This window comes from Burkholderia contaminans (genome assembly GCF_029633825.1).
GTDB lineage: Bacteria > Pseudomonadota > Gammaproteobacteria > Burkholderiales > Burkholderiaceae > Burkholderia > Burkholderia contaminans.
Map to the genome: position 1 here is coordinate 1,322,428 of NZ_CP090642.1, position 23,255 is coordinate 1,345,682.

The following is a 23,255-nucleotide window of genomic DNA, read 5'->3' on the forward strand; positions in this document are numbered from 1 at the left end:
CCCTGCGCGCCGGCGCGATGCCGATCGCCCGACGATCAGTAGATGTCGAAATCGAAGTACTTCTTCTCGATGGACTGATACACGCCGTTCGCGCGAATGGCCGTGATCGCCTGGTTCAGCTGCTGCCGGAGATCGTCGTCGGTCTTGCGCACCGGAATGCCGTAGCCCTCGCCCAGCAGCGTCTTCTGCTCGGGCGTCGTCCCGACGATCGGCGTGCCGACGAACTTGAAGTTCGCGCCTTCCGGTTTCGTCAGGAACGCGGAATAGGCGGCGGTCGCGTCCTGCAACGCGGCATCGATGCGGCCCGAACGCAGATCGAGATAGACCTCGTCCTGGGTCGGATAGCGCACCAGCTGCACGCCGTTCTGCACCCAGTACGCGCTCGCGTACTTGTCGGCCAGCGTGCCGCGCTGGACGCCGACGCGCTTGCCCTTGAGTTCCGCCGGCGTCGCGTCCTTGATCGGGCTGTTCTTCGCGACGACCAGCCGGCGCGGCGTGTTGTAGTACTTGTCGGTGAACGCGACCTTCTGCTTGCGCTCGGCGGTGATCGCGACCGACGCGACGATCGCGTCGACCTTGTCGGCCATCAGCGCGGGGAGCAGGCCGTCCCAGCCGATCTGAACCAGCGTGCAATTGGCGTGCATCTGGGCGCACAGTGCATGGATGACGTCGATGTCGAAGCCCACCGGCGTGCCGTCGGGCTGCATCGACGAAAACGGCGGGTACGCGCCTTCATAGCCGATCCGGATGTCCTTCCACTCTTTCGCCTGGGCCTGCGCGGCCGCCAGCAGGACGGCGACGAGCAGCAGGAATCTCATCATGGGTCGTTTCATATCGACACTCCGTAACGTGTTTCGTGGGAAATGATTGCGTGATCGTGTTGCAGGTTGTTTGTCCGACAATTCGTTCGGATGACTTATCGACAGGCACGAGGCGACAGCCGTCGCCTCGTCCTGTTTCCGTCAGTGCCCGCCCGTCATCCAGTCGCGCAAGGCCGGGACGGTCGCTTCGATGTGCTCGCGCACCGCGGCCTCGAGCGCGGCAGGATCGCGGCCCCGGATCGCGTCGATCAGCCCCATGTGGTCGTCGCGCGACGTCTTCGGCTTGTAGGCCAGTTCGAGCCACAGACGCATGTGCGGCTCCACCACCGTGTGCAGCCCGGCAATCTGCGTGATCAGGCGCTGGCGGCCGCACAGCCGGCACAGATATTCGTGAAAGCTGCGGTGCGCGGTGACCCATTGCTGGCCGTCGGCTTCCGCGCGCTCCATCGCATCGATCAGGCGCGTCAATTCGTCGACATGCTGCGGCGTGATGTTCGGCAGCGCCATGCGCGCCGCCAGCCCTTCGAGTACGCCGCGCATGCCGAACACCACCTCCATCTCGTCGACGTCGAGCCCCCGCACGATCGCGCCGCGATTCGGACGGATCGCGACCAGCCCTTCGCTGGCGAGCCGACGGAACGCCTCCCTCACCGGCATGCGGCTCGTATTGATCTCGGCGGCGATGTCCTCGGGAATCAGGCGATCGCCGGCCTTGTACGTTCCCATCCGGATGCGGTAGAGCACGTGTGCGTAGGCCTCTTCCTCGGCCGTGGCGGGAAATTGCGGATGCAGCGGCGGCGTACGTGTGTCCATGTTCATGCAATGACCTCTTTCGCGGAACGTCGGCATCGCCGCGCAATGCCCGCACGCGCAGGCGCGTGGCAGGCTCGCGAACTTCCGTTCGATCCCGAATGAAAGGATTGTGTAATAGTGGATATTTGTATCTACGGCTGCACTATACGACGCCAGAAATAATGTCGAATATGGGTTAACCCTTGGGATCGGCGAGGCACTGACGCGCCCTCACCCGCCAACAAAAAACGCCCGACGCCGGGAATCCGGCGTCGGGCGTATCAACCCATTGCAGCGTGCGCCTCGATGCGCCGCGTTGAGCACACGGCATGCGTGGCGTTTTTTTAGCCTGCGGCCCGCGCGTCGGCCGCCTGGCCTGTCAGCGCGCGTCCGCGGGCACGGCAGCGCGCTTCGACACGCCGTCCCGCTCGATCCGTTCGACGATACGAGCGAGCCGAATGATGTCGGTCAGCGCGAAATCGGCCGCATCGGGCCGGGGCCGGCCGCACTGGTCGGCCATGCGCATCGCGAACGCGAGCGCTTCGGAACGCTCGCGCAGCAGCGCGCGCAGCGCATCCGCGATCACCTGCCGGTCGCGCGGGTCATCCAGGCCCAGCACGGAACCGGCATCCGGCATCGCAAACGGCCCGGCCGGCCGCACGGCAACATCCGGCACGCGCATCGTGTTTCGTTCCATGGTCTTCCTCTTTATCGACTCGCGACCGACCGACACCGACCGGCACGTCACCGCCGGTTCGACCGCGACACCACGTCGATCCACACCGCCAGCACCAGCACGGCGCCCTTGACGATCATCTGCCAATACGCGTCGACGTCGAGCATCGACATCCCGTTGTCGAGGCTGGCCATCACGAGCGCGCCGATCAGCGCGCCGTAGACGGTGCCCGACCCGCCGCGCATCGACGTGCCGCCGATGAAGCACGCGGCGATCGCATCGAGCTCGCCCATCGTGCCGGCGGACGGCGACCCGGCCGCGAGCCGCGCCGTGTTGACGAGGCCGGCAAACGCGCACATCAGCCCCATCAGCGCGAAGATCACGAGCTTCACGCGATCGGTATCGACACCCGACAGCCGCGTCGCCTCCAGGTTCGACCCCACCGCGTAGATGCGCCGGCCGAATACCGTCTGCGTCGCGATCCACGAGAACACGCCGAGCAGCACGAGCAGCAGCAGCACGGGCACCGGAATGCCGCCGTAACGGTCGAGCGTCGCGACGAACGCGAACAGCACGGCGCCCGCGCCGACGATCTTCGCGACGTCCTGCCACAACGGCGCGACCGTGAGCCGGTAGCGCCGCCGCGTGCCGCGCTGCCGTACCACCAGCAGCGTCGCGACCACGAACAGCAGCACCGCGAGGCCATCGCCGGCGATGCGCGGCAGATAGCCCTGCCCGATGAACACGAAGCCGTCCGACACGGGCGCGATCGTCGAGCCGCCCGTCACGCCGAGCAGGATGCCGCGAAACGCGAGCATCCCGCCGAGCCCGACGATGAACGACGGCACGCGCCGGTAGGTCGACCACCAGCCGTTGAAGAGCCCGATCAGCACGCCGAGCGCGAGCACGACCGGCACCGTGGCCGCGACCGGCCAGTGGCGGTTGACGTCGAGGATCGCGGCGACGCCGCCGAGCAGCCCGAGCAGCGAGCCGACCGACAGGTCGATCTCGCCCGCGATGATGACGAACACCATCCCGCACGCGAGCATGCCGGTGATCGACATCTGCCGCAGCAGGTTCGATACGTTGCGCGGCGTGACGAACGCGCCGTCGGTCAGCACCGAGAAGAACGCCCAGATCGCGACGACCGCGAACAGCAGTGCAAGCAGCTTGTAGCGCGTGAAGATATGACGCAACGCCAGCCGCGGCGCACGCCCGTCGGGACGACGCGCATCGGTATCCGGCGTCGCCGGGGTCGAGGAAGAAAGTTCGGAATTCATGATGCACTCGCTGCGGTGGGTTCGGCGGGCAGCCGCGCGGGCTTCAGCGCGGCGCCGAGAATCTGTTCCTGCGTGAGGCCCTGGTTGACGAAATCGCCGCGCAGTTCGCCTTCACCGATCACCAGCACGCGATCGGCGAGACCGAGCACCTCCGGCAGTTCCGACGACACGACGATCAGCGCGACGCCGCGCTTCGCAAGCGCGAAGATCAGCCGGTAGATCTCCACCTTCGCGCCCACGTCGACGCCGCGGGTCGGTTCGTCGAGGATCAGCACCTGCGGCTCGGTCAGCAGCATCTTCGCGAGCACCGCCTTCTGCTGATTGCCGCCCGACAGGCTCGCGATCGACAGGAACGGATGCGCGGCGCGCACCGACAACCGCTGCATCTCGGTGCGGATCGCATCGAGCTCGGCGGCCGCGTCGATCCGCCCGCGCGCCGCGAAGCGCCGCAGCACCGCCAGCGTGATGTTGTGGCCCACGCCGAGCTGCGGCACGATGCCGTGGCGCTTGCGGTCCTCCGGCACCATCGCGATGCCGGCGCGGATCGCGTCGGCCGGCGAGCGGATCGACAGCGGCCGGCCGTTCATCGTCACGCTCGCCGTGCACGCGCCCGGATACGCGCCGAAGATCGCCTGCATCAGCTCGGTGCGGCCCGCGCCGACGAGCCCGGCGACGCCGAGAATCTCGCCGCGCCGCACGCTGAACGACACGTCGTCGACCCGCTTGCGGCGCGCGTTCGTCACGTCGCGACAGGTCACGTTGCGCGCTTCCAGCACGACCTCGCCGATCTCGTGCGGCTCCCGCGGATACAGGTCGCGGATCTCGCGGCCGACCATCATCGCGATGATCCGGTCGGTGGTCAGCGCGGCCATCGGCTCGGTCGCGACATGACGGCCGTCGCGGATCACGGTGACCGTGTCGCAGACGGCCGCGACCTCGTCGAGCTTGTGCGAGATGTACACGCACGCCACGCCGCGCCGCTTCAGGTCGCGCACGATGTCGAGCAGGATGCGCGTTTCGGCGGCGCTCAGCGACGACGACGGTTCGTCGAGGATCAGCAGCTTCGCGTCCTTGTTCAACGCCTTCGCGATCTCGATCAACTGCTGGTGGCCGCCGCCGTAGTTCATGACCGGCTGCGCGACGTTGATCGAGTCGATCCGCAACTCGCGCAGCAGCTCCTCGGCGCGCTGGACCATCGCGGAGAAGTTCATGCGCCCGCCCGGCAGCGTGATCTCGTTGCCGAGGAAGATGTTCTCGGCCACCGACAGTTCGGGCACGAGCATCAGCTCCTGGTGGATGATCACGATGCCCGCCCGCTCCGTGTCGCGCACGCCGGATGCCTCGAGCGGCGCGCCTTCCCAGCGGATTTCACCGTCCCACGTGCCGTGCGGATAGACGCCCGACAGCACCTTCATCAGCGTCGATTTGCCCGCGCCGTTCTCGCCGCACAGCCCGACGCATTCGCCGGGCCGCACGGTGAGGTCGATACCGTCGAGCGCTTTCACGCCGTCGAATGCCTTGACGATGCCGCGCATCGTCAGCAAGGGTTCCGTCATTCGTTCGTTGCCTCGCAGTAAGCGCGGCCGCCGTCGCGGCGGCTGCGCGTCGCGTCCGTCGTCCGCTTACTGGCTCGCCAGCTGCGCCTGGGTATAGAAGCCGTCCTTCACGACGACGTCGACGTTACGCTTGGTCAGCAGCGTCGGCTGCAGCAGCACCGTGTCGACCTTCTTCCGGCCGTTGTCGTACTGCGCGTTGAACGCGGGCTTCGTGCCCTTCGCGAGATCGACGGCAAGCTTCGCGGCCTCGCTCGCGATCAGCTTCAGCGGCTTGTAGACGGTCATCGTCTGCGTGCCGGCGATCACGCGCTTGACCGCCGCGAGATCCGCGTCCTGCCCGGATACCGGCACCTTGCCGGCCAGATGCTGCGCGGCGAGCGCCTGGATCGCGCCGCCGGCCGTGCCGTCGTTCGACGCGACGATCGCATCGATCTTGTTGTTGTTCGCGGTCAGCGCATCCTCGACGATCCGCAGCGCGGTCGACGCGCTCCATTCGGGCACCCACTGCTGGCCGACGACCTTGATGTCGCCGCGATCGATCGCGGGCTTCAGCACCTTCAGTTGTCCTTCGCGCAGCATCTTCGCGTTGTTGTCGGTCGGCGCGCCGCCGAGCAGGAAGTAGTTGCCCTTCGGCTTCGCATCGAACACGCCCTGCGCCTGCAGCTCGCCGACCTTCTCGTTGTCGAACGAGATGTAAGCGTCGACATCCGCGTCGAGGATCAGCCGGTCGTACGATACGACCTTGATGCCGGCCTTCTTCGCTTCGGCGACGACGTTGCCGAGCGTCTTCGAATTGAACGGCACGATCACGATCACGTCCACGCCGCGCGAGATCAGGTTCTCGATCTGCGAAATCTGCCGCTCCTCGCTCGCATCGGCCGACTGCACCGACACCTTCGCGCCGAGCTTCGTCGCGGCCGCGACGAAATAGTCGCGATCGCGCGACCAGCGCTCGACGCGCAGGTCGTCGATGCAGAAGCCGATTTCGGGTTTGTCCTTGCTCGCATGCGCGAGCGGTGCGCCCAGCGCGAACAGCGCCAGCGCGGCGGCGCCGGCAAGCGAACTCAATACGGTACGACGCGTCACGGTTTTCATGTCTCCAAACTCCTTGTTATGGAACCACCTCACGAACCGCGGGCGGCCGCCGGAATGCGCCGCCCGCATCGAGTCACTGCAATGCGCGTCAAGCGCCCGTCGCGAACACCGGTTCGAGCGCGCGGTACAGCGCGCGAAACGTCGGCCGGCGCACGTCGCGATACCACGCGTGGCGCTCGGGATCGGGCTCGCGCACCGCGACGACGGGCGGCTGCGGGCACACGTCGCCGAGCCGCGCATGCGGTTCGACTGCGAGATGCGCGAGCCGCGCGGCGCCGAGCGCCGGCCCCACTTCGCCGCCCGCGCGCAGCGTCAGCGCGCGGCCGCTCAGGTCGGCGAGCATCTGCGTCCAGTACGCGCTGCGCGAGCCGCCGCCGATTACCGTGATGCCGTCGGGTGCGAGCCCGGCCGCATGCAGCGCGTCGATGCCGTCGAGCAGCGCGAAGCCGACGCCTTCGAGCGTCGCGTTCGCGAGATCGGCGCGTTGCGTGTCGGGCGTGAGCCCGTAGAACACGCCCTTCGCGTTCACGTCGTTGTGCGGCGTGCGCTCGCCGCTCAGGTACGGCAGGAACCACGGGCGGCTCGCGCGTGCATGCGTCTGCGCATCGTCGAGCAGCGCCGCCACGCCGTCGTAACCGGCCAGTTGCGCGGTGAAGTCGATACAGCCGGCCGCGTTCAGCATCACCGACATCAGGTGCCACGTATCCGGCAGTGCATGACAGAAGCTGTGCACCGCCGATTCGGGATTCGCACGAAACCCGTCCGACACCGCGAAATACACGCCCGACGTGCCGAGCGACAGCAACGCATCGCCGGGCCGCACGATGCCGACGCCCACCGCGCCGGCCGCGTTGTCGCCGCCGCCGGCCACCACCGGGATCTCGCGCAGGCCGAGCGCCCGTGCGACGGCCGGCAGCAGCGTGCCGGTAACGCGGTTGCCTTCGAACACGGCCGGCATCTGCTCGCGCGACAGGCCGCACGCGGCGAGCAGCGTGTCGTCGTAATCGCGCTTCGCGACGTCGAGCCACAGCGTGCCGGCGGCATCCGACGGATCGGTCGCGAATGCGCCGGTCAGCCGGTAACGCAGGTAGTCCTTCGGCAGCAGCACATGGGCGATGCGCGCGAACACGTCGGGCTCGTGACGACGCACCCACAGCAGCTTCGGTGCGGTGAAGCCCGGCATCGCGATGTTGCCGGCCACCGCGCGCAGCGCGGGCGCGAGCCGTTCGAGTTCGTCGCACTCGGCGTCGGCCCGGCCGTCGTTCCACAGAATCGCGGGGCGCAACACGTCGCCGTGCGCATCGAGCAGCGTCGCGCCGTGCATCTGGCCGGTCAACCCGAGTGCGTCGATGTCGCGCGGATCGATACCGCCCGAGCGCGCGTCCGACACGAGGGCGGCGAGCGCGCCGCAGGCGGCGTCCCACCAGTCGCGCGGCGCCTGCTCGGACCAGCGCGGCTGCGGCCGGCTCACCGTGAGCGGGCGGCTCGCGCTCGCGCGCACCGCCCCGTCGCGGTCGAGCAGCACCGCCTTCACGCCCGACGTGCCGAGATCGAGTCCGATGTACATGGCGTCAGCGCAGCCCGTAGATCGCCTGGTTCACGATGTTCTCCAGCCGCTCCTGCGCGCCGCTCACGTGCCGCGGGTTCACGCCGCGCGCGAGCGCATCGGCCGCGAGCGACTCCAGCGTATAGCCGCCCGACAGGATCTGGCGGCCGAATGCGTCGTCCCACTGCGCATAGCGTTGCCGGCGCAGCGCGTCGAGCCGGTCGTTCTCGACCAGCACCGCCGCGCGTTCGAGCGCGAGCGCAAGCACGTCGATCGCGCCGACGTGGCCGTAGAACAGGTCTTCCGGATCGATGCTCTGGCGGCGCACCTTCGCGTCGAAGTTCATCCCGCCGGTCGTGAAGCCGCCGTGGCGCAGGATCTCGTAGAACGCGAGCGTCAGCTCCTCGACGCTGTTCGGGAACTGGTCGGTGTCCCAGCCGTTCTGCGGATCGCCGCGGTTCGCGTCGACGCTGCCGAACACGCCGAGCGCGAACGCATTCGCGATCTCGTGATGGAACGAATGGCCGGCGAGCGTCGCGTGATTCGCCTCGATGTTCACGCGGATCTCGTTCTGCAATCCGTACTGCACGAGGAAGCCATGCACGGTCGCGACGTCGTAGTCGTACTGGTGCTTGGTCGGCTCCTGCGGCTTCGGCTCGATCAGCAGCGCGCCCTTGAAGCCGATCCGGTGCTTGTGCTCGACGACCATCGACAGGAAGCGGGCGAACTGGTCGCGCTCGCGCTTCAGGTCGGTATTGAGCAGCGTCTCGTAGCCTTCGCGGCCGCCCCACAGCACGTAGTTTTCGCCGCCGAGCCGGTGGGTCGCGTCGAGCGCGTGGCACACCTGGGTCGCGGCCCACGCGAACACGTCGGGGTTCGGGTTCGTCGCGGCGCCGGCCGCGAAGCGCGGGTGCGAGAACAGGTTCGCCGTACCCCACAGGAGCCGCACGCCGCTTGCCTGCTGGCGCTCGCCGAGATAGTCGACCATCCGCGCGAAATTCGCCGCGTATTCGCGCAGGCTGTCGCCTTCCGGCGCGACGTCGGTGTCATGGAACGTATAGAAAGGCGTGCCGAGCTTCGTGAAGAATTCGAATGCGGCATCGGCCTTCATCCGTGCGCGTTCGAGCGCGTCGCCCGGCTGCTGCCACGGCCGCTGGAATGCGGCCTGCCCGAAGATGTCGTGGCCCGGCCAGACGAACGTGTGCCAATAGCAGACGGCGATCCGCAGATGCTCGGCAAGCGTCTTGCCGAGCACGCGCTTCTCGGGGTCGTAATGGTGATACGCAAGCGGGTTGTCCGATTGCGGGCCTTCGTAGCGAATCGCGGGAATGTGTTCGAAATACGACATGGCGTCTCCGTGCAGGTTCTTGTTGCAGCGCAACGCGCGTCGTGGTGGCGCACGCGGCCGAATTCGGTAGGCTGGATCGTGCCCGCGCCCCTGCCGGGCGGCAATTGCGAAATTGCGCAGCACGCTTAATGTTTCTTGCCAGCCGCTGCGCGCGGCGCACGTTCCGCCCTACAATCGCCGAACACCAGACATCGCGCGCCGCCGACCCGGGCGCGCCCCGGAGACAACGGCACGCGCCCCCCGACGCGCGTGCCCCGAGATCGAGATGACACGCGTCCCTTCCGCCCAGACACCGCATCGCATCGCGCTGCTGTTCAACGCGAACAAGGTCTACGACCGCGAGATCATCAGCGGCATCGGCCAGTACCTGCACACGACGCGCGTCGTGTGGGACCTGTTCCTCGAAGACGACTTCCGCTGCCGGCTCACCGGCATCGAGCGCTTCGACGGCGACGGCATCATCGCGGACTTCGACGATCCGGCCGTCGCCGACGCGCTCGCCGGCTCGCCGCTGCCGATCGTCGCGGTCGGCTCGTCGTACGAAGATCCGGCCCAGTATCCCGACGATGTCCCATATATTGCGACGGACAACCCGAAGCTGGTGTCGCTCGCGTACACGCACCTGATCGGGGCGGGACTCGCGCATTTCGCGATGTACAGCCTGCCGATCGCGCAGGAGAACCGCTGGGCGCAGCAGCGCGAGCTCGCGTTCGACCGGCTCGCGCGCGCGGACGGGCTCGATGCGCCGATCTACCGCGGGCTGTCGACGAGCGCATCGGGCTGGAATCACGCGATCGAACAGTTGATCGACTGGCTGCATGCACTGCCGAAGCCCGTCGGCGTGATCGCCGTGACCGATGCGCGTGCGCGGCACCTGCTGCAGGCGTGCCTGATCGCCGGGATCGCGGTGCCGGAACAGGTGGCGATCATCGGCATCGACAACGACCCGCTCACGCGCACGCTGACGCGCATTCCGCTGTCGTCGGTGATCCAGGGCACCGAGGAAATGGGCCGCACCGCCGCGCACCTGCTGCACCGGATGCTGCGCGGCGCGCGCTTTCCCGGGCAGCGCATTCTCGTGCCGCCGGTCGGCATCAACGTACTTGAATCGACGCGCCACCAGCCGCTGGCGAGCCCGCACGTGATGCGTGCGCGGCATTTCATTCGCCAGTACGCATGCCAGGGGATCAAGACCGAACAGGTTGCCGACTACGTCGGCGTGTCGCGTTCGCTGCTCGAGGAGCACTTCCGGCGCGAACTGCAGCGCACCGTGCACCAGGAAATCCTGCGTCACAAGCTCGAAGCCGCGCAGGCGCTGCTCGCCGGCCGGCAGGCGTCGAGCGCGGAGGTCGCGATCCGTTGCGGGTTCACGTCGCTTCAATACATGTACGCGGTGTTCCGGCGCGAACTCGGCTGCACGCCGCGTGAATACCAGGAACGTGCGGCCGCCACGAACTGACGCCCGCCGCCCATTCGACATCCACTCATGCACATCGATACCGAATCCTCCCATCTGACACCCGGCGCGCCACGCGTGCTTGCCGAGCCGTGGGGCGCACTGCCCGACGGCGAGCCCGTGCGGCGCTATACGCTGCGCAACGCGCACGGGATGCGCGTCGTCGTCAGCGACCTCGGCGCGACCGTCGTGTCGTGGCTCGCGCCCGACCGCACGGGGCGCTTTGCCGATATCGTGCTCGCGCACGACACGCCGGCCGAGTACCTCGAATCCGGTGCCTACCTCGGCGCGACGATCGGCCGCTGGGCGAACCGGATCGCCGGCGCGCGCTTCGAGCTCGACGGCATCGGCTACCCGCTCGACCGCAACGAGAACGGCAACCTGCTGCACGGCGGGGCGAACGGCTTTCATCGCGCGCGCTGGGACGTGATCGACGATTGCGGCGGGCTGACGCTTCGACTCGCTTCGCCGGAAGGCGACGGGGGGTTTCCGGGTAACGTGACCGTGCAGGTTCGCTACACGCTCGACGACGACGGCACGCTGACGATCGACTATTCCGGGTGGACCGATGCGCCGACGCCGCTGAACCTGACGAATCACAGCTACTTCAACCTGAACGGGCGCCCGGGCAGCGACGTGCGCGGCCATCTGCTGCAGATCGACGCCGACGCGTTCCTCGAAGTGGACGATGCGCTGATCCCGACCGGCACGGCCGACGTGACAGGTACCGCGTTCGATTTCCGGCACAGCGCGCCGCTCGGCGCGCGCCTCGACTGGCCGCACGCGCAACTGGCTCGTGCACGCGGCTTCGATCATTGCTTCGTGCTGGGCGACGGCGCGCACGAGGCCCGGCCCGTCGCACGCGTCTACGATCCGGAAAGCGGCCGCGAGCTGGTCGTGTCGACCGATCAGCGCGGCCTGCAACTCTATACCGGCAACTATCTCGATGGCCTGCGCGTGAGCGGCGGCACACGTTGCACGCAACACGCGGCGCTGTGCCTGGAGGCGGGCGGCTTTCCGGACCAGGTCAACATGCCCGGCCTGAGCGGCGACGTGATCCTTTATCCGGACGCCGTCTATAGACAGACCACCCGGTATCGGGTGGCCGTTCATGCGTAGCGTGCGCGGGCGGACGAGCGGCAAGCCGGCTCCCGAAGCCGCTGGACCGCGTTGAAAATCCGCCCGACCGCATGGCCCGACACATCGCGCCCCATCGGGGCAAAAACTGCACCCGGCGGCAAAACGTCCCCTGAAACAGCTCGGTAAAGTGGCCGGCGGCCCTGCGTCATGCATCACGGCCGCGCCAAAAATCCGATTCAGGAGACAAGCAATGCAACGCATCACGAGATCAGCCATTCGCCGATCGGCACGGGCCGCATCCGGCACCGCGCTCACGCTGGGGCTGTTTGCCTGCGGCGGCGTCGACTCCTCTGCCCCGCCTGTCACGCAGCAGGACTTCGGCTACACCACGTTGAACCTGATCACCCGGGACGGCCTGAAGTTCAAGGACATGGACAAGAGCGGTCAGATCGAACCGTACGAAGACTGGCGGCTGAGTGCCGAAGTGCGTGCGCGGGACCTGGTCGGCCGCCTCACGCTGGCCGAGAAAGCCGGCCTGATGATGCACGGCACCGCGCCGGTGCTGAACGACACGACCGGTGCGGGCACCGGCTCCGCGTACGACCTGGCGGCGCTCAAGACGCTCATCAATCAGCGGGGCGTCAACACCTATATCACGCGCATGAGTGCCGATGCGCGCACCATGGCCGACCAGGCGAACCAGATTCAGACGCTGGCGGAGCAGTCGCGGCTCGGCATCCCGGTGTCGATCAGCTCCGATCCGCGCAATCATTTCCAGTACACGCTTGGCGCAAGCGCGGGCAGCAGCGGTTTCTCGCAGTGGCCGGAAACGCTCGGCTTCGCCGCGATCGGCGATACGGCGCTCACGCGAAAATTCGGCGACATCGCGCGCCAGGAGTATCGCGCCGTCGGCATCACCGTGGCGCTTTCACCGCAAGCCGATCTGGCAACCGAACCGCGCTGGGCACGCATCAACGGCACCTTCGGCGAAGACGCCGATCTCGCCCGCACGCAGGTCCAGGCCTATATCGAAGGCTTCCAGGGCGGCAGCAACGGCATCCAAGCCAATAGCGTCATCGCGGTCGTCAAGCACTGGGCCGGATATGGCGCGCAGAAACTCGGGTTCGACAGCCACAATTACTACGGCCGCTATGCGACCTATCCGGGCAACAATTTCGCCTACCACCTGAAGCCGTTCGAAGGCGCCTTCGCCGCCAACGTAGGCTCGGTCATGCCGACCTATTCCGAACCGGACATGACGGTGACGGTCGACGGCATCACGCTGGAGCCGGTGGGCGGCGCCTACGACAAGGCGTTGCTGACCGACCTGCTGCGCGGGAAATACGGCTTCAACGGCGTGATCGTGTCCGACTGGCTGATCGCCGACGACTGCGACGCGAACTGCATCAACGGTGTGTCGTCGGGCGCGCCGTCGTTCGTCGGGCTGGGCATGCCCTGGGGGATGGAAGGCGCGACCCGCGTGCAGCGCTTCACCCGCGCGGTCAACGCCGGCATCGACCAGTTCGGCGGAGACGACGATCCGAGCGACCTCATCGACGCCGTCAATCGCGGGCAGTTGTCGGAAGCGCGCCTGTCGGAGTCGGCCTATCGCGTGCTGCTGCAGAAATTCCAGCAAGGCCTGTTCGACCATCCGTATGTCGATGCGGACGCGGCCGGCAAGATCGTCGGAAACGCCGACTTCCAGGCCCAGGCGCTCGATGCGCAGCGCCGCTCGATGGTGCTGCTGCAGAACGACGGCAAGCTGCTGCCGATGACGGCGTCGGGCAAGAAAGTCTGGCTGTACGGCATCGATCCCGCCGTCGCGCGGCAATATGGCTATCAGGTCGTCGATACGCCGCAGGCCGCGGACGTCGCGATTCTCCGCGTGAGCACGCCCTATCAGACGCTGCACCCGAACTACATGTTCGGCTCGATGCAGCATGAAGGCAGTCTCGCGTTCGTCGACGGCAGTGCCGACTACGAGGCCATCAAGCAGGCCGCGCTTGCGCCGAAGTCGATCGTCTCGGTGTACATGGATCGTCCCGCGATCCTGACCAACGTGCAGGACAAGGCCACCGCGATCCTCGCGAATTTCGGCGTGACCGATGCCGCGCTGTTCGACGTGCTGACCGGGAAAGGCCAACCGCAAGGGAAGCTGCCGTTCGAGCTGCCGTCGTCGATGGCGGAAGTCGCGGCGCAGCGGGAAGACGTGCCGCACGATACCGCGCATCCGTTGTATCCGTTCGGCTTCGGCCTCTCGTATTGACGCGTTGTCGATGCCGGCCCGCTGACCGGGGCCGGCATCGGCTAGGGCCGCCGGCTCGCGCCTTGCCGCTCGCTCGACGCGACGCGGTCGACCCAGCCCCGGTAGAACGCGCGGTACTTGAGCACGAGCTTGTCGTACTTGCTGTACGCGCCGCCGCCGTCCGGCTTCATCCCGTTCCAGATCTTGACGTCGTATCCCGCGGCCTGCCTGGTCTGCAGTCCGAACAGCACGTAGTCGATCGCGCGGCGCACGGGCCCGCCCGCCTTCCTGATCGAGATGAGCATGTGCATGACGTTCCTGCCGTCGCTCACCGGCGTCACACACTGGAGCAGCTTGTATTTGGTGTCTCCGTCCAGCGCGACGGTCATCACGCACCCGCCGGGGTAGCCGTCGAAGTGCAGGTTCATCTGCGACATGCTCAGGCCGAGCGCACGCGACAGCATGCCGAGGGGCCCGAAATACCGGTTCACGGTGAAGTCGATCCCGGCGCCGAACCACGCGCCCGCCCGGGCCAGCGGCTCGACCTCCGGCCACGGGCGCCAGTCGTCGCAGAGCTTGAGCTCGAACGCCGAGATCGGCAGCGCGTGGACCGGGTGCGCGTGCTGCGCGTCGTAGAAGTTCTCGACGATCCGCAAGACCGCCGTCGTCGTCTCGAACGCGAAGTGCAGGTGCATGAAGTCGCCGTTGTCGACGTCGGCCGCGGCGATGTCGGGCAACGGGTGCAGCGGCTGCGGCGAGCCGTACCAGACCCACACGTAGCCGTACCGCTCGGTGGTGACCAGCGTCGGCTGGCGCGCGCCGCGCGGCACGGGCTCCAGCCGGTGCACCGCCTCGCTGTGGCCGGGAATGTGTACGCACTGGCCCTGCTCGTCGTACCGCCAGTGATGAAACGGGCACTGGATGCACCCGTCCTTGACCTGCCCGTCGGCCAGGTTCGCGCCGAGGTGCGAGCAGTGGCGGTCCATCACCACGGCCCGCCCCATCGCGCCGCGCCACGCCACGCACGGCCGCCCGAACAGCGTCAGCTCCAGCGGCTTGTCCTTGAGGTCGTCCGAGCGCATCGCGACGTACCAGCTCGCGGCCACGCGCGTGGTCGCGTCGTACGCCCCCGACGGTTGCTCCCGGGCATCCGCTTGATGCAATTGAAATTGAACGTCGTCCATGGTCTCGTGGCAGTGTCGGCCGACTACTTCAGCGCCAGGCCGATGCGGGTGGTGACGTACGCCCTGAGCAGCGCGAACATCGGGTTGTAGTCGAAGTACTTCTTCACCTCGGCCGGCGCGCTGGTCTGCGTCCAGTGCAGCAGCTTCATCGCCGGCAGCAGGCTGTACTTCGAATTGTTGAGCTGCGGTTTGGCCCCGGTGATGCAGTACCCGAAGCCGAACATCGGCTTCGCGAATTCCCGTTCGTTGATGAGGACGTGAATCCGCGCGGCGGCCTCCCCGGCCGTCTTGCGCCCGGCGCTCACCGCTTCGACCTCGGCCTTGGCGTCGTTGAACAACTGGTAGTACCCCTCCATGTCCGCGCACAGGAAGCCGAGATACGGCGCGTTGTCGTCGAGGTGATCGAGGTCACGCTCGTTGCGCGATGCGCGGAACCTCGCGTGGGCCTGCACGAGCCGGAACTGCCCGAGGATCGTGCCGACCGCCCACAACCGGTGGAACGCGTCCCACAGCCGGAAGTCCGAGAACGCCGTGTAACAGCAGCTGACGAAGTCGTCGTTGTGATCCAGCAGCTTCTGCTGCAGGCGCTCGATGTACTCGAAGCGCTCGGGGGAGAAATCGTCGTCGCGCAGCGCCTTGATGAGGCGCGCCGCGAGCGCGTGAATGGTCACCGCGGTGTTCTCGAGCCCGCGGGAGAAGAGCGGGTCGATGAACCCGTTCGCGTGCAGCATCAGGCAGTAGCGGTCGCCCACGCACGCGCGCGACGAGAACTGCAGGCGATCGGTCTTGACCCAGTCGCGCACCGGCACGGCATCGCGGAACTGCGCGCCGATGCTCGGGAACCGCGCGAGGAATTCGTCGAACTCCTGCTGCGCGGGGATATCCGTTTTCGGGTAGACGCGCGGGTCGAGCTGCAGGCCGACGCTCACCAGGTTGTTGGTCGACCGCGCGTGGTTGTTGAACGGAATCACCCAGAGCCAGCCGCCCTCGAACATGTGGTGCAAGGTCCCTTCGTGCCAGCGCCAGCGCTGCCCCTTGACCTTGAAGATGTCGTCGAACGGCTTGACCCCGAGCATGTGCGTGTAGAGGCTGCGCGAGTGCGTCTTGAAACGGCACGGTTCTTCGCGGAGGTTGAACTTGGTCGCGAGCGGCGCGCGGGGCCCCCCGCAGTCGATCATGTACCGGCCCGTGAACCGTTCGCCCTGGGCGGTGGCTACCGCGACGCCGTCCTTGTCGGCGTGGTAGTCGGTCACGCTCGTCTTCTGGCGGACCGTGCAGCCGTATTTGATGGCGGCCTGCAGCAGGTAGGCGTCGACGTCCTGCCGGTAATAATGGCTCTCCGGTCCCCACGGCAGCTCCGGAATGACGCACTGGGTGAACTCCTTCGGATCGTGCTCCTCGCCGGGCTTGTGGAACACGAAGCCGAAGTTGCGCTTGATGCCCGTGCTCGACGCGACGTAACGCTGCGTCGCATAGAACGACGTGATGTGGTCCAGCTCCGGAATGCCGTAGCGATCGGCGATGATGCGGTTCATCAGCGAGGTCTCGGGGATCGACGATTCCCCGATCGTGAACCGTGGGTGCGACGACTCCTCGATGATCAGGACACGAAACTTTTGTTTGGCCAGGATGGCCCCCATCTGGGTGCCGGACATGCCCGAACCGAGGATGATCACGTCGAAGTGGTGGTTATCGCGCTCGTTTGCAGTGCTCTTCTGAGTCATGGGGGCAAGCTCTCCTGGTGAGATGGAACACACGGCCAAGCACGTCAGGCATCTGGTATCAGGTTTCGGCGAGCGCGGCGTGGAGGCGGGACCGTGCGTCGCGCGTGAGCGTGAGCAGATCGCCGAGCATGCTGGGCGCGTACCCGCCGCTGCCGATCGTGGGGCCGGTTTGCCCGGCTGCGTACGTGCGCTCCGCCAATTTGAGATGAGGCGCCCGGAAGTGCAGCAGGATCTCGAAGATCCGCTCGAGGGCCGCCAGCCCGGCCCCGACGGGCTCGCCCCGCTCGCGGGCCGCTTGCGCCTCGCCGAGCACACGGTCGACGAGCGCCTGCCTTCCGGCGAACCGGGCGTAGATCGCCCTGAACGCGGGAAGCACGTAGGGCAGGTACGTCTCCTTGAATTCCAGATAAGCCGGGTGGTCCGATTGCGATCCCCACAACACGTGCTCCAGCACGAAGAGGGGCATTTCCACGGCGCCGGGGCCAAGGTAGCTCCGGCCCCCGACACGAATCGGTTCGTAGAACGGGCGAAGCTCGTCGTAGAAGACTTGCGGCGAGATGAAGCGGTACGCGTAGACGATCGATTCGACCATTTTCTGCAGATGGGCCGCCAGCTCGACGCACCCTTCCTCGAACGCGGGCGAGCGCAGCGGCACGTCGTATAGCTCGACGGTCAGCGCGATGGCCGCCTCGAGGGACGCCATCGAGATGCGCACGCTCTCGAGCAGGTGCGCTTCGTCGCCGAGCCCGGTGTAGCTCCGCTGCGCGTCGGCCGTCGCCGGGTTCCAGACCGTCACATGCAGGAGCGTCTCGCGCGGCGGCAGGTCGGTAACACGCGCGAGGTCGAGCAGCACCGGCTCGAGCCCGGGCACTGCGTCCACGGGCTCGTGTCCATGCCGCTTCAGCGACCCCAGGAAGAACCCAATGTCGCGCATCGCGGCGGCGGCTTCGACGAAGCCCCAGCCGGACGGCACGCCGCGCGCCGGAAGAAACTCGCGCAGCAGGCCGACGATGCCGGGCACGTCGTTCCTGCGATTCAGGGCCGGCAGCTGCAGCACGAGCGCCCGCGCGCGCAGCGGATCGCACGCCGCCACCGCGGCGTGCGTGGCCGCGAATGCGCGTGCCCGCCCCAGGGCGCGCTCCACTACAGCGTCTCCGGCGCCGCGACCGGCCCGGGCTGGCTGCGGACCCGCCCTGCCTCGCCGTCACGCAGCGACCGCAGGTAGTCGTAGTTCGTCGGCAGGCTCGCGCGCAGACGCTCGGCCTCGCGCCGGATGCGGGCGAACATCGCCTCGGCCTTGTCGACCGACGCCGGCCGGTGCTGCAGCAGCGGCAGCGACCGGTCGGGCAGCAGCCCCAGGCCGGCAAAGATGCAGTAGTAGTTGCCGTTCAACCAGAAGTTCTTGAATTCGTAGTCGAACGTTTCGTAGTACGTGGCGTCGTCGAACGACGTGGTGGTGAGCGGCAGCCCCGCCTTGTAGCGTTCGACCTTGTCCTTGATGGCGTCCGAGAGCCGCAGGTCGTGCCGGTTCGCGAGCCAGAACGGCGTGTCGTCGCGCGACGCGGTGAAATAGTGCGCCTGAACGAAATCCCGGCAGTCGTCGAACATGTAGACGATCTCGGCGTTGAACGCGTCTCTCAACCGCGGATCGAACCCGGTGTCGGGGAAGTGCTTCACGAGCTGGTAAAGCGCCGCGTAGATGAAGTAGATCCCCGTCGATTCCAGCGGCTCCAGAAAGCACGACGACAACCCGATCGCGACGCAGTTGTTGACCCACGCCCGTCCGTTGCGCCCGACCCGGAACTTGATCTGGTTGAGCGGCTGCTTGTCCGAGAGGCCCCAGAGGTTGAGGAAGTCGGCGGTGGCCTGGTCGCGCGACGTGAACTTGCTCGAGAACACGTAGCCGCTGCCGAACCGGCCCAGCATCGGAATCTTCCAGGTCCACCCCGAGTTCATCGCGATCGCGGACGTGTACGGCTCGATCCCCACGCGCGCGTCGTCGTTGGGCACCGCGCTGGCGACCGCGCTGTCGCACAGCAGGTAGTCGGACATGTCGATGAAGGGCTCTTTCAGGGCCTGGTTGATCAGGAGCCCCCGCATGCCGGAGCAGTCGATGAACAGGTCCGCCTCCAGCGTCCGACCTTCCTTGGTGGACAGGCTGGCGATATCGCCGCGCTCGTTCAGGTGAACCTCCACGACCTCGTCGACCACGCGTTTCACCCCGCGCGCGACGGCCCAGCGCTTCAGGAAATCGGCCACCAGGTGCGCGTCGAAGTGCCATGCGTGGGGCATCTGGCGGGTGCCGTCGAGCAGGCACGGGGCCAGCCTGGCGTCGAGCGCCTCGGGCTGCGGGTAGCACGCGTACTCCATCGGCTGCTGGAAGCCCTGCTCGCGCTTGCGCAGCCAGTAATGGGTCAGCGGCACGCCGTCGCAGTTCGGCACGCTGCCGAACAGATGGTAGAAGTGATCGTCGCGCGAGCGGTCGGGCGACTTCCTCCAGTTCACGAACTTGATGGCGGACTTGAACGCGCCGTTCACCTGGGGCATCCACTCCCGCTCCGGTATCCCGAGGAAGTCGAAGAACACCTTCTGCAGATTCGGGATCGTCGCCTCGCCCACGCCGATCCGCGGGATCGCCTCGGACTCGATGAGCGTGATGTTCGCCTGCTGCTGGAGTGCCCGGACGAGGTACGAGGCGGACATCCAGCCCGCGGTGCCGCCGCCCACGATGACGATATTCTTGATCGGATGGCTCATGACGCGCTTCCCATAGGATTTGAAACCCGAATGGACATCTGCGAGGGTGCTCAATTGATCCGCGTTTAGAATAGGCCGTCGATTAATTAAATCAAACTGGCATGTTTGACAGGATTTTTATTTGTTTTACCCGGGATTCCATCTCGCGATCCAGATACTGAATACGATGCGCATCGACAATAAATCACCTCATATTGAAAACAATATTTGTCAGCAATTTGATGGTTAGTGCATGACCATTGAATTATCCCCGTTTTTCGCCTCCCTGCCAGGCACATCGGCGTGCCGACATCACGTTATCGAATATGACCCCGCAAAAATTGCGCGCTTGAAATACGAATAAATTTATTTCGGCAAATTCGACCTGGAACCTTAAAATATCTGGATCAATATCAGAGACAATTTCAGATTCCCGGGTTTTAATTTTGAGCGGGATAATTCATGTCATCGACTCACATATCGTGATAATCGGATGAAGCGATCGCTCGCGGAGTTTCACTATCTCAAACGCGAGGAACAAAAGTTGTCACTGACACTTTCCGCGACTTATGATGATCCGCACCAAACCAATCGCTGGAAAAACGAGGTTCACCCATGTTGACGTTGAGCCCCATGCTGAAGATGTCGTTCTACGCCGCAATCGTGCTGCTGGTACCCGGGCCGACAAACACGCTGCTGCTGTCCGCCGGGCTCAAGCTGAATCTGCGAGGTGCGTGCAGGCTGGTCGCGGCGGAGGCGTCAGGCTATGTGATCGCCATCACCGTATGGGGCTTTTTTCTCTGGTCGCTGGCGACGCAATATCCGTGGATCGTCAGCGTCGTCAAGCTGATCAGCGCCACATTCATCTTCTACCTCGCAGTGAAGATGTGGTTCAAGGGCGCCGACTTCGACACCACCGACTCGCCGCCGCTGGGGTTCCGAGGGCTTTTCCTCGCGACCTTGATGAATCCGAAGGCCTTGCTGTTTTCAAGCGCAATTTTCCCGGAGGCAGCGTTCAGGTCGCTCGAGATTTTCCTGACGTCGACAGGTGTATTTCTGATCACGCTGGTACCGATCGGATTGCTGTGGTCCCGGTCGGGCCGGCTGCTGGTCATGAATCGTACGGAGGGCCGACTGGCCTCCATCGTGTTGCGGTGCTCCTCGCTCGTATTGCTGACGTTCGCAGCAACGCTGGCCAGTTCCGTGCTCAATCGATGAGGCGGTCGCGGTGCACCTTTCCGCGTTGCATTGCCTTCGTCAAAACGAACGGCAAAAATCGCGGTGCGTTCTCGTGGCACCCATCGGCATGGATGCCGGGATCACCTTGCAGCGCGTTCACCAAATGCCTGACAGCGTTGCCCCGCGTTCGTCCTCGCTACGGCCGGCGTTGCGCCAAGGCTAAACGGAGGCCCACAACGGATCAGGCACGACCGCTACGGGCTTTGCGCATGCTTTCCGCTGCGACCTTGGACTCGTTCAGCAGCATCTCCGCCGCCTGCCATGCCCTTGCGGCAGCGCGCGGATCCCCGATCGCGCGTGCATCCGCGGTCGCCCCGCTCAGCAACATCACGTACACGCCTGCCAGCTGACGGGCCCGGCGACGCGGAACGATCTCGGCGAGCAGTTGCTCCATGAGGGCCAGCAAGTCATCCCGATAGCGCACCGCCACGTCGGTCACCTTGGGGCAGGTCGCACCAAACTCGGCCAGCGCACGCTCGAACAGGCAGCCCGCGAACTCCGGGCTGCTGAACCAGGTGCCGTACCAGTCGAATATTCCCTTCAGGCGCGCAGCGGCGTGCGGCATGGGGCCGAGCTTCGCGGCGATGCTCTCCATGATGAAGGTGTAGCGCTGTTCCAGCACGGCCTTGATCAGGTCGTCCTTGCTCGCGAAGTGATGGTAGAGCGTCATGCGGGCAACGTCCGCTTCGGCGATGATCCGGTCGATGCCGACCGGATGAAAACCATGGAGGGAAAACAACTCACCTGCCTTGTCGACCACCTGCTGGCGTTTGCTCGCGCGCATTCATGCATCTCCTGACGACAGGGCGGCATCTTAGCACCGCCGCCCGCACCGCTCCTTTCAGCCTGTCGGGCACGTCTGCCCCTTGCCGGATACCGGGTTGACCAGGATGCGCAACCGATCGCCGTCGGCGAACAGCGTCACCCGGGCAGGCAAGTATGGGGTTTGAAGCAGAAGGCCCTACGTGGGGAATGGATGCCGCAATGACCGCCGCGCGAAGCGGTTTCAGCAAGGCACCCGGCCGCCGCCCATCATGCACCATCGTTGCGTCTCCTGTGGCGGGGGCGCATACGGCAGTCCGGTCCTCGGATCGAGGTTGTCATACTGCCCCATCGGGTGCCGAGCCCTCCAGGCGGCCTGCTCGGCATACTGTTGCTCGATCGCGGCGTGCTCTCGTGCCAGATCCGCCTTCTGCGCATCGTCCACTTTCTTCGTCATGGTCACGAGCCGGGCGAACTTGGGATCGCGAACACCCTGCAGCGGCGGAAACGGCGGCAAAGGCGGCATGACGAGCACCGGGCCGGTGTATTTCGGTATCGGCAATTTCGACGGCCGGCCAAAGTTCGCCGCCATATCCATCTCCCACAACGCAGCGCTCATTCCGAGCACGTGTTCGTAGTCGCGATTGACGACCGCCAGCGTGACCGGCCCCGACGGCGCCGGCAATGGCTGCAGCGAAGGGGGAAGCGCCTGTCGAGCCTCGGGGTAGATGATGCGGGCATACACGATGGCAGCGACGGAGTACTGCTGGAGGACCGCCTCGTATGCGTCCAGTATCTGCGCTCGACCATAGCCGCCAGGATTCTCGAACATCGGCTTGTATGCCAATACCTTCCGGCTATACAACGCATTCGCATTCCGCTGCTCTGCGACAGCCTGTTGTTGAGGATCGGCCGGCGCGGACGCCGATAGCGGCGCACACCCCGAAAACACGCTGGCGACGAGCAATAACCCGACTGTCGCGCAAACAGCCGCCGGGCGTTGACGCGACCTGTCAGCGGTCGCCCGGTTGACCCGGGCGAACAAAATAGTAGCTTTCTTGATGGCTTTTGTCTGCATGGCAGGGCGTCCGGAACGCGTGGTCATCTCGAGCTGGGTACTGATCGTGACTGCGAACGCGATGCTTCGCAGTCGAAACGAAAGCGGCACACAGCCGCGATTGGAGTTGAACATCAACCGGGCGCACATCGCACGAGGATGCCCCGAACGACGAACGACGTCAGCAACCCCGTATACGTAGGGCATGCGCCGGTCGCATGGTGTGCGAGCACATCGTCGATTTCGGCCCCGTCGTTGCGCACGCATTCGTACTGCCGCGCAGTGGATGGATGCATCGACGCAAACGCGCCGCACAAATGCACGAACGCAACGACTTCCTCGAACATTCTCGAATTGATCTCGAGGGCGACCATCATTTCGGCGCTATATCCGCATTCCGAATCCACCTTGGCTGCATAGGCCCGCATGTCGTAGGCGGGCAGCCAAGGGGGCTCCAACCCGTTCAGGCTACGGGCAATCTCATTGATACTGTCTGTCAGCGTCATGGTGAAATTCCTGCGTATACCGAACTGGACGCCCCTGCACCGCTCGGCATCCGGTCCACACCTTGACGACGCCAGAAGAACGATATGATGAATGTATACTAGTCGATCTACTTTGACTAGAATCGCGATCAGCAAGACCGAGGCAATCGGCG

Annotated in this window: 19 protein-coding genes; 4 read left to right on the forward strand and 15 right to left on the reverse strand. The window is 66.0% G+C overall.

Going from position 1 to position 23,255, the window contains the following annotated elements; all coding sequences use genetic code 11:
- Positions 1 to 35: 35 nt before the first annotated feature.
- From LXE91_RS38025 to xylA, 8 genes are all read right to left on the reverse strand, one after another.
- Positions 36 to 821, reverse strand: a complete 786-nt coding sequence (locus LXE91_RS38025) for an ABC transporter substrate-binding protein (RefSeq protein WP_039371210.1) — start codon at positions 819 to 821, stop codon at positions 36 to 38.
- 141 nt (positions 822 to 962) lie between these two features.
- On the reverse strand, positions 963 to 1,640 hold the full coding sequence (locus LXE91_RS38030) for a GntR family transcriptional regulator (protein WP_046196864.1): 678 nt from the start codon (positions 1,638 to 1,640) through the stop codon (positions 963 to 965).
- Between the two features lie 352 nt (positions 1,641 to 1,992).
- On the reverse strand, positions 1,993 to 2,250 hold the full coding sequence (locus tag LXE91_RS38035) for a hypothetical protein (RefSeq protein ID WP_046196870.1): 258 nt from the start codon (positions 2,248 to 2,250) through the stop codon (positions 1,993 to 1,995).
- Between the two features lie 107 nt (positions 2,251 to 2,357).
- Complete coding sequence (locus LXE91_RS38040; protein WP_039371222.1) at positions 2,358 to 3,569, reverse strand: sugar ABC transporter permease; 1,212 nt, start codon at positions 3,567 to 3,569, stop codon at positions 2,358 to 2,360.
- Positions 3,566 to 5,125, reverse strand: a complete 1,560-nt coding sequence (gene xylG, locus LXE91_RS38045; protein ID WP_039371225.1) for a D-xylose ABC transporter ATP-binding protein — start codon at positions 5,123 to 5,125, stop codon at positions 3,566 to 3,568. The genes LXE91_RS38040 and xylG overlap by 4 nt, the downstream gene beginning before the upstream one ends.
- A 66-nt stretch (positions 5,126 to 5,191) precedes the next feature.
- A complete protein-coding gene (xylF, locus tag LXE91_RS38050) occupies positions 5,192 to 6,220 on the reverse strand; it encodes a D-xylose ABC transporter substrate-binding protein (protein ID WP_039371228.1) in 1,029 nt (342 codons plus the stop codon).
- A gap of 88 nt (positions 6,221 to 6,308) precedes the next feature.
- The gene (gene xylB / locus LXE91_RS38055; protein WP_039371231.1) at positions 6,309 to 7,787 is read right to left on the reverse strand and encodes a xylulokinase; all 1,479 of its coding nucleotides are present in this window, start codon (positions 7,785 to 7,787) and stop codon (positions 6,309 to 6,311) included.
- A 4-nt stretch (positions 7,788 to 7,791) separates the two neighbouring features.
- The gene (xylA, locus tag LXE91_RS38060) at positions 7,792 to 9,114 is read right to left on the reverse strand and encodes a xylose isomerase (protein ID WP_039371233.1); all 1,323 of its coding nucleotides are present in this window, start codon (positions 9,112 to 9,114) and stop codon (positions 7,792 to 7,794) included.
- Between the two features lie 265 nt (positions 9,115 to 9,379).
- Here xylA and LXE91_RS38065 point away from each other — a divergent pair, with 265 nt between their 5' ends.
- From LXE91_RS38065 to LXE91_RS38075, 3 genes are all read left to right on the forward strand, one after another.
- On the forward strand, positions 9,380 to 10,573 hold the full coding sequence (locus tag LXE91_RS38065; protein WP_039371235.1) for a XylR family transcriptional regulator: 1,194 nt from the start codon (positions 9,380 to 9,382) through the stop codon (positions 10,571 to 10,573).
- A 27-nt stretch (positions 10,574 to 10,600) separates the two neighbouring features.
- Positions 10,601 to 11,689, forward strand: a complete 1,089-nt coding sequence (locus LXE91_RS38070) for an aldose epimerase family protein (protein WP_039371238.1) — start codon at positions 10,601 to 10,603, stop codon at positions 11,687 to 11,689.
- 211 nt (positions 11,690 to 11,900) lie between these two features.
- Entirely contained in the window at positions 11,901 to 13,916 is a 2,016-nt protein-coding gene (locus tag LXE91_RS38075; RefSeq protein ID WP_039371241.1) for a glycoside hydrolase family 3 protein, read from the forward strand.
- 41 nt (positions 13,917 to 13,957) lie between these two features.
- Here LXE91_RS38075 and LXE91_RS38080 read toward each other — a convergent pair whose 3' ends face one another.
- The 4 genes from LXE91_RS38080 to LXE91_RS38095 are packed head-to-tail and all read right to left on the reverse strand — an operon-like array spanning position 13,958 to position 19,560.
- The gene (locus tag LXE91_RS38080) at positions 13,958 to 15,079 is read right to left on the reverse strand and encodes a Rieske 2Fe-2S domain-containing protein (protein WP_046543616.1); all 1,122 of its coding nucleotides are present in this window, start codon (positions 15,077 to 15,079) and stop codon (positions 13,958 to 13,960) included.
- A gap of 23 nt (positions 15,080 to 15,102) precedes the next feature.
- Positions 15,103 to 16,803, reverse strand: coding sequence for an NAD(P)/FAD-dependent oxidoreductase (locus LXE91_RS38085; protein WP_039371247.1), 1,701 nt, complete (start codon positions 16,801 to 16,803; stop codon positions 15,103 to 15,105).
- Between the two features lie 58 nt (positions 16,804 to 16,861).
- On the reverse strand, positions 16,862 to 17,947 hold the full coding sequence (locus LXE91_RS38090) for a monodechloroaminopyrrolnitrin synthase PrnB family protein (protein ID WP_039371250.1): 1,086 nt from the start codon (positions 17,945 to 17,947) through the stop codon (positions 16,862 to 16,864).
- Entirely contained in the window at positions 17,947 to 19,560 is a 1,614-nt protein-coding gene (locus LXE91_RS38095) for a tryptophan halogenase family protein (RefSeq protein WP_046196863.1), read from the reverse strand. Before LXE91_RS38095 ends, LXE91_RS38090 begins: the two co-directional genes overlap by 1 nt.
- A gap of 594 nt (positions 19,561 to 20,154) precedes the next feature.
- On the opposite strand from LXE91_RS38095, the gene LXE91_RS38100 reads away from it, so the two are divergent.
- Complete coding sequence (locus tag LXE91_RS38100; protein ID WP_039371256.1) at positions 20,155 to 20,757, forward strand: LysE family translocator; 603 nt, start codon at positions 20,155 to 20,157, stop codon at positions 20,755 to 20,757.
- A 202-nt stretch (positions 20,758 to 20,959) separates the two neighbouring features.
- Here LXE91_RS38100 and LXE91_RS38105 read toward each other — a convergent pair whose 3' ends face one another.
- The 3 genes from LXE91_RS38105 to LXE91_RS38115 all read right to left on the reverse strand — a co-directional run bounded on the left by LXE91_RS38105 (position 20,960) and on the right by LXE91_RS38115 (position 23,103).
- Positions 20,960 to 21,562, reverse strand: coding sequence for a TetR/AcrR family transcriptional regulator (locus LXE91_RS38105; protein ID WP_039371259.1), 603 nt, complete (start codon positions 21,560 to 21,562; stop codon positions 20,960 to 20,962).
- 222 nt (positions 21,563 to 21,784) lie between these two features.
- On the reverse strand, positions 21,785 to 22,732 hold the full coding sequence (locus tag LXE91_RS38110; RefSeq protein WP_223274488.1) for a hypothetical protein: 948 nt from the start codon (positions 22,730 to 22,732) through the stop codon (positions 21,785 to 21,787).
- A complete protein-coding gene (locus LXE91_RS38115; RefSeq protein ID WP_135370828.1) occupies positions 22,732 to 23,103 on the reverse strand; it encodes a hypothetical protein in 372 nt (123 codons plus the stop codon). Before LXE91_RS38115 ends, LXE91_RS38110 begins: the two co-directional genes overlap by 1 nt.
- Positions 23,104 to 23,255: the final 152 nt, after the last annotated feature.

Excerpts from the sequence above, each read along its gene's own strand:
- xylF (WP_039371228.1), bottom strand. The coding sequence starts at position 6,220 with ATGAAAACCGTGACGCGTCGTACCGTATTGAGTTCGCTTGCCGGCGCC.
- LXE91_RS38030 (WP_046196864.1), bottom strand. The coding sequence starts at position 1,640 with ATGAACATGGACACACGTACGCCGCCGCTGCATCCGCAATTTCCCGCC.
- LXE91_RS38100 (WP_039371256.1), top strand. The coding sequence starts at position 20,155 with ATGTTGACGTTGAGCCCCATGCTGAAGATGTCGTTCTACGCCGCAATC.
- LXE91_RS38035 (WP_046196870.1), bottom strand. The coding sequence starts at position 2,250 with ATGCCGGATGCCGGTTCCGTGCTGGGCCTGGATGACCCGCGCGACCGG.
- xylB (WP_039371231.1), bottom strand. The coding sequence starts at position 7,787 with ATGTACATCGGACTCGATCTCGGCACGTCGGGCGTGAAGGCGGTGCTG.
- LXE91_RS38105 (WP_039371259.1), bottom strand. The coding sequence starts at position 21,562 with ATGCGCGCGAGCAAACGCCAGCAGGTGGTCGACAAGGCAGGTGAGTTG.
- LXE91_RS38065 (WP_039371235.1), top strand. The coding sequence starts at position 9,380 with ATGACACGCGTCCCTTCCGCCCAGACACCGCATCGCATCGCGCTGCTG.
- LXE91_RS38080 (WP_046543616.1), bottom strand. The coding sequence starts at position 15,079 with ATGGACGACGTTCAATTTCAATTGCATCAAGCGGATGCCCGGGAGCAA.
- LXE91_RS38115 (WP_135370828.1), bottom strand. The coding sequence starts at position 23,103 with ATGACGCTGACAGACAGTATCAATGAGATTGCCCGTAGCCTGAACGGG.
- LXE91_RS38040 (WP_039371222.1), bottom strand. The coding sequence starts at position 3,569 with ATGAATTCCGAACTTTCTTCCTCGACCCCGGCGACGCCGGATACCGAT.
- xylA (WP_039371233.1), bottom strand. The coding sequence starts at position 9,114 with ATGTCGTATTTCGAACACATTCCCGCGATTCGCTACGAAGGCCCGCAA.
- LXE91_RS38095 (WP_046196863.1), bottom strand. The coding sequence starts at position 19,560 with ATGAGCCATCCGATCAAGAATATCGTCATCGTGGGCGGCGGCACCGCG.
- xylG (WP_039371225.1), bottom strand. The coding sequence starts at position 5,125 with ATGACGGAACCCTTGCTGACGATGCGCGGCATCGTCAAGGCATTCGAC.
- LXE91_RS38085 (WP_039371247.1), bottom strand. The coding sequence starts at position 16,803 with ATGACTCAGAAGAGCACTGCAAACGAGCGCGATAACCACCACTTCGAC.
- LXE91_RS38070 (WP_039371238.1), top strand. The coding sequence starts at position 10,601 with ATGCACATCGATACCGAATCCTCCCATCTGACACCCGGCGCGCCACGC.
- LXE91_RS38025 (WP_039371210.1), bottom strand. The coding sequence starts at position 821 with ATGATGAGATTCCTGCTGCTCGTCGCCGTCCTGCTGGCGGCCGCGCAG.
- LXE91_RS38075 (WP_039371241.1), top strand. The coding sequence starts at position 11,901 with ATGCAACGCATCACGAGATCAGCCATTCGCCGATCGGCACGGGCCGCA.
- LXE91_RS38110 (WP_223274488.1), bottom strand. The coding sequence starts at position 22,732 with ATGTTCAACTCCAATCGCGGCTGTGTGCCGCTTTCGTTTCGACTGCGA.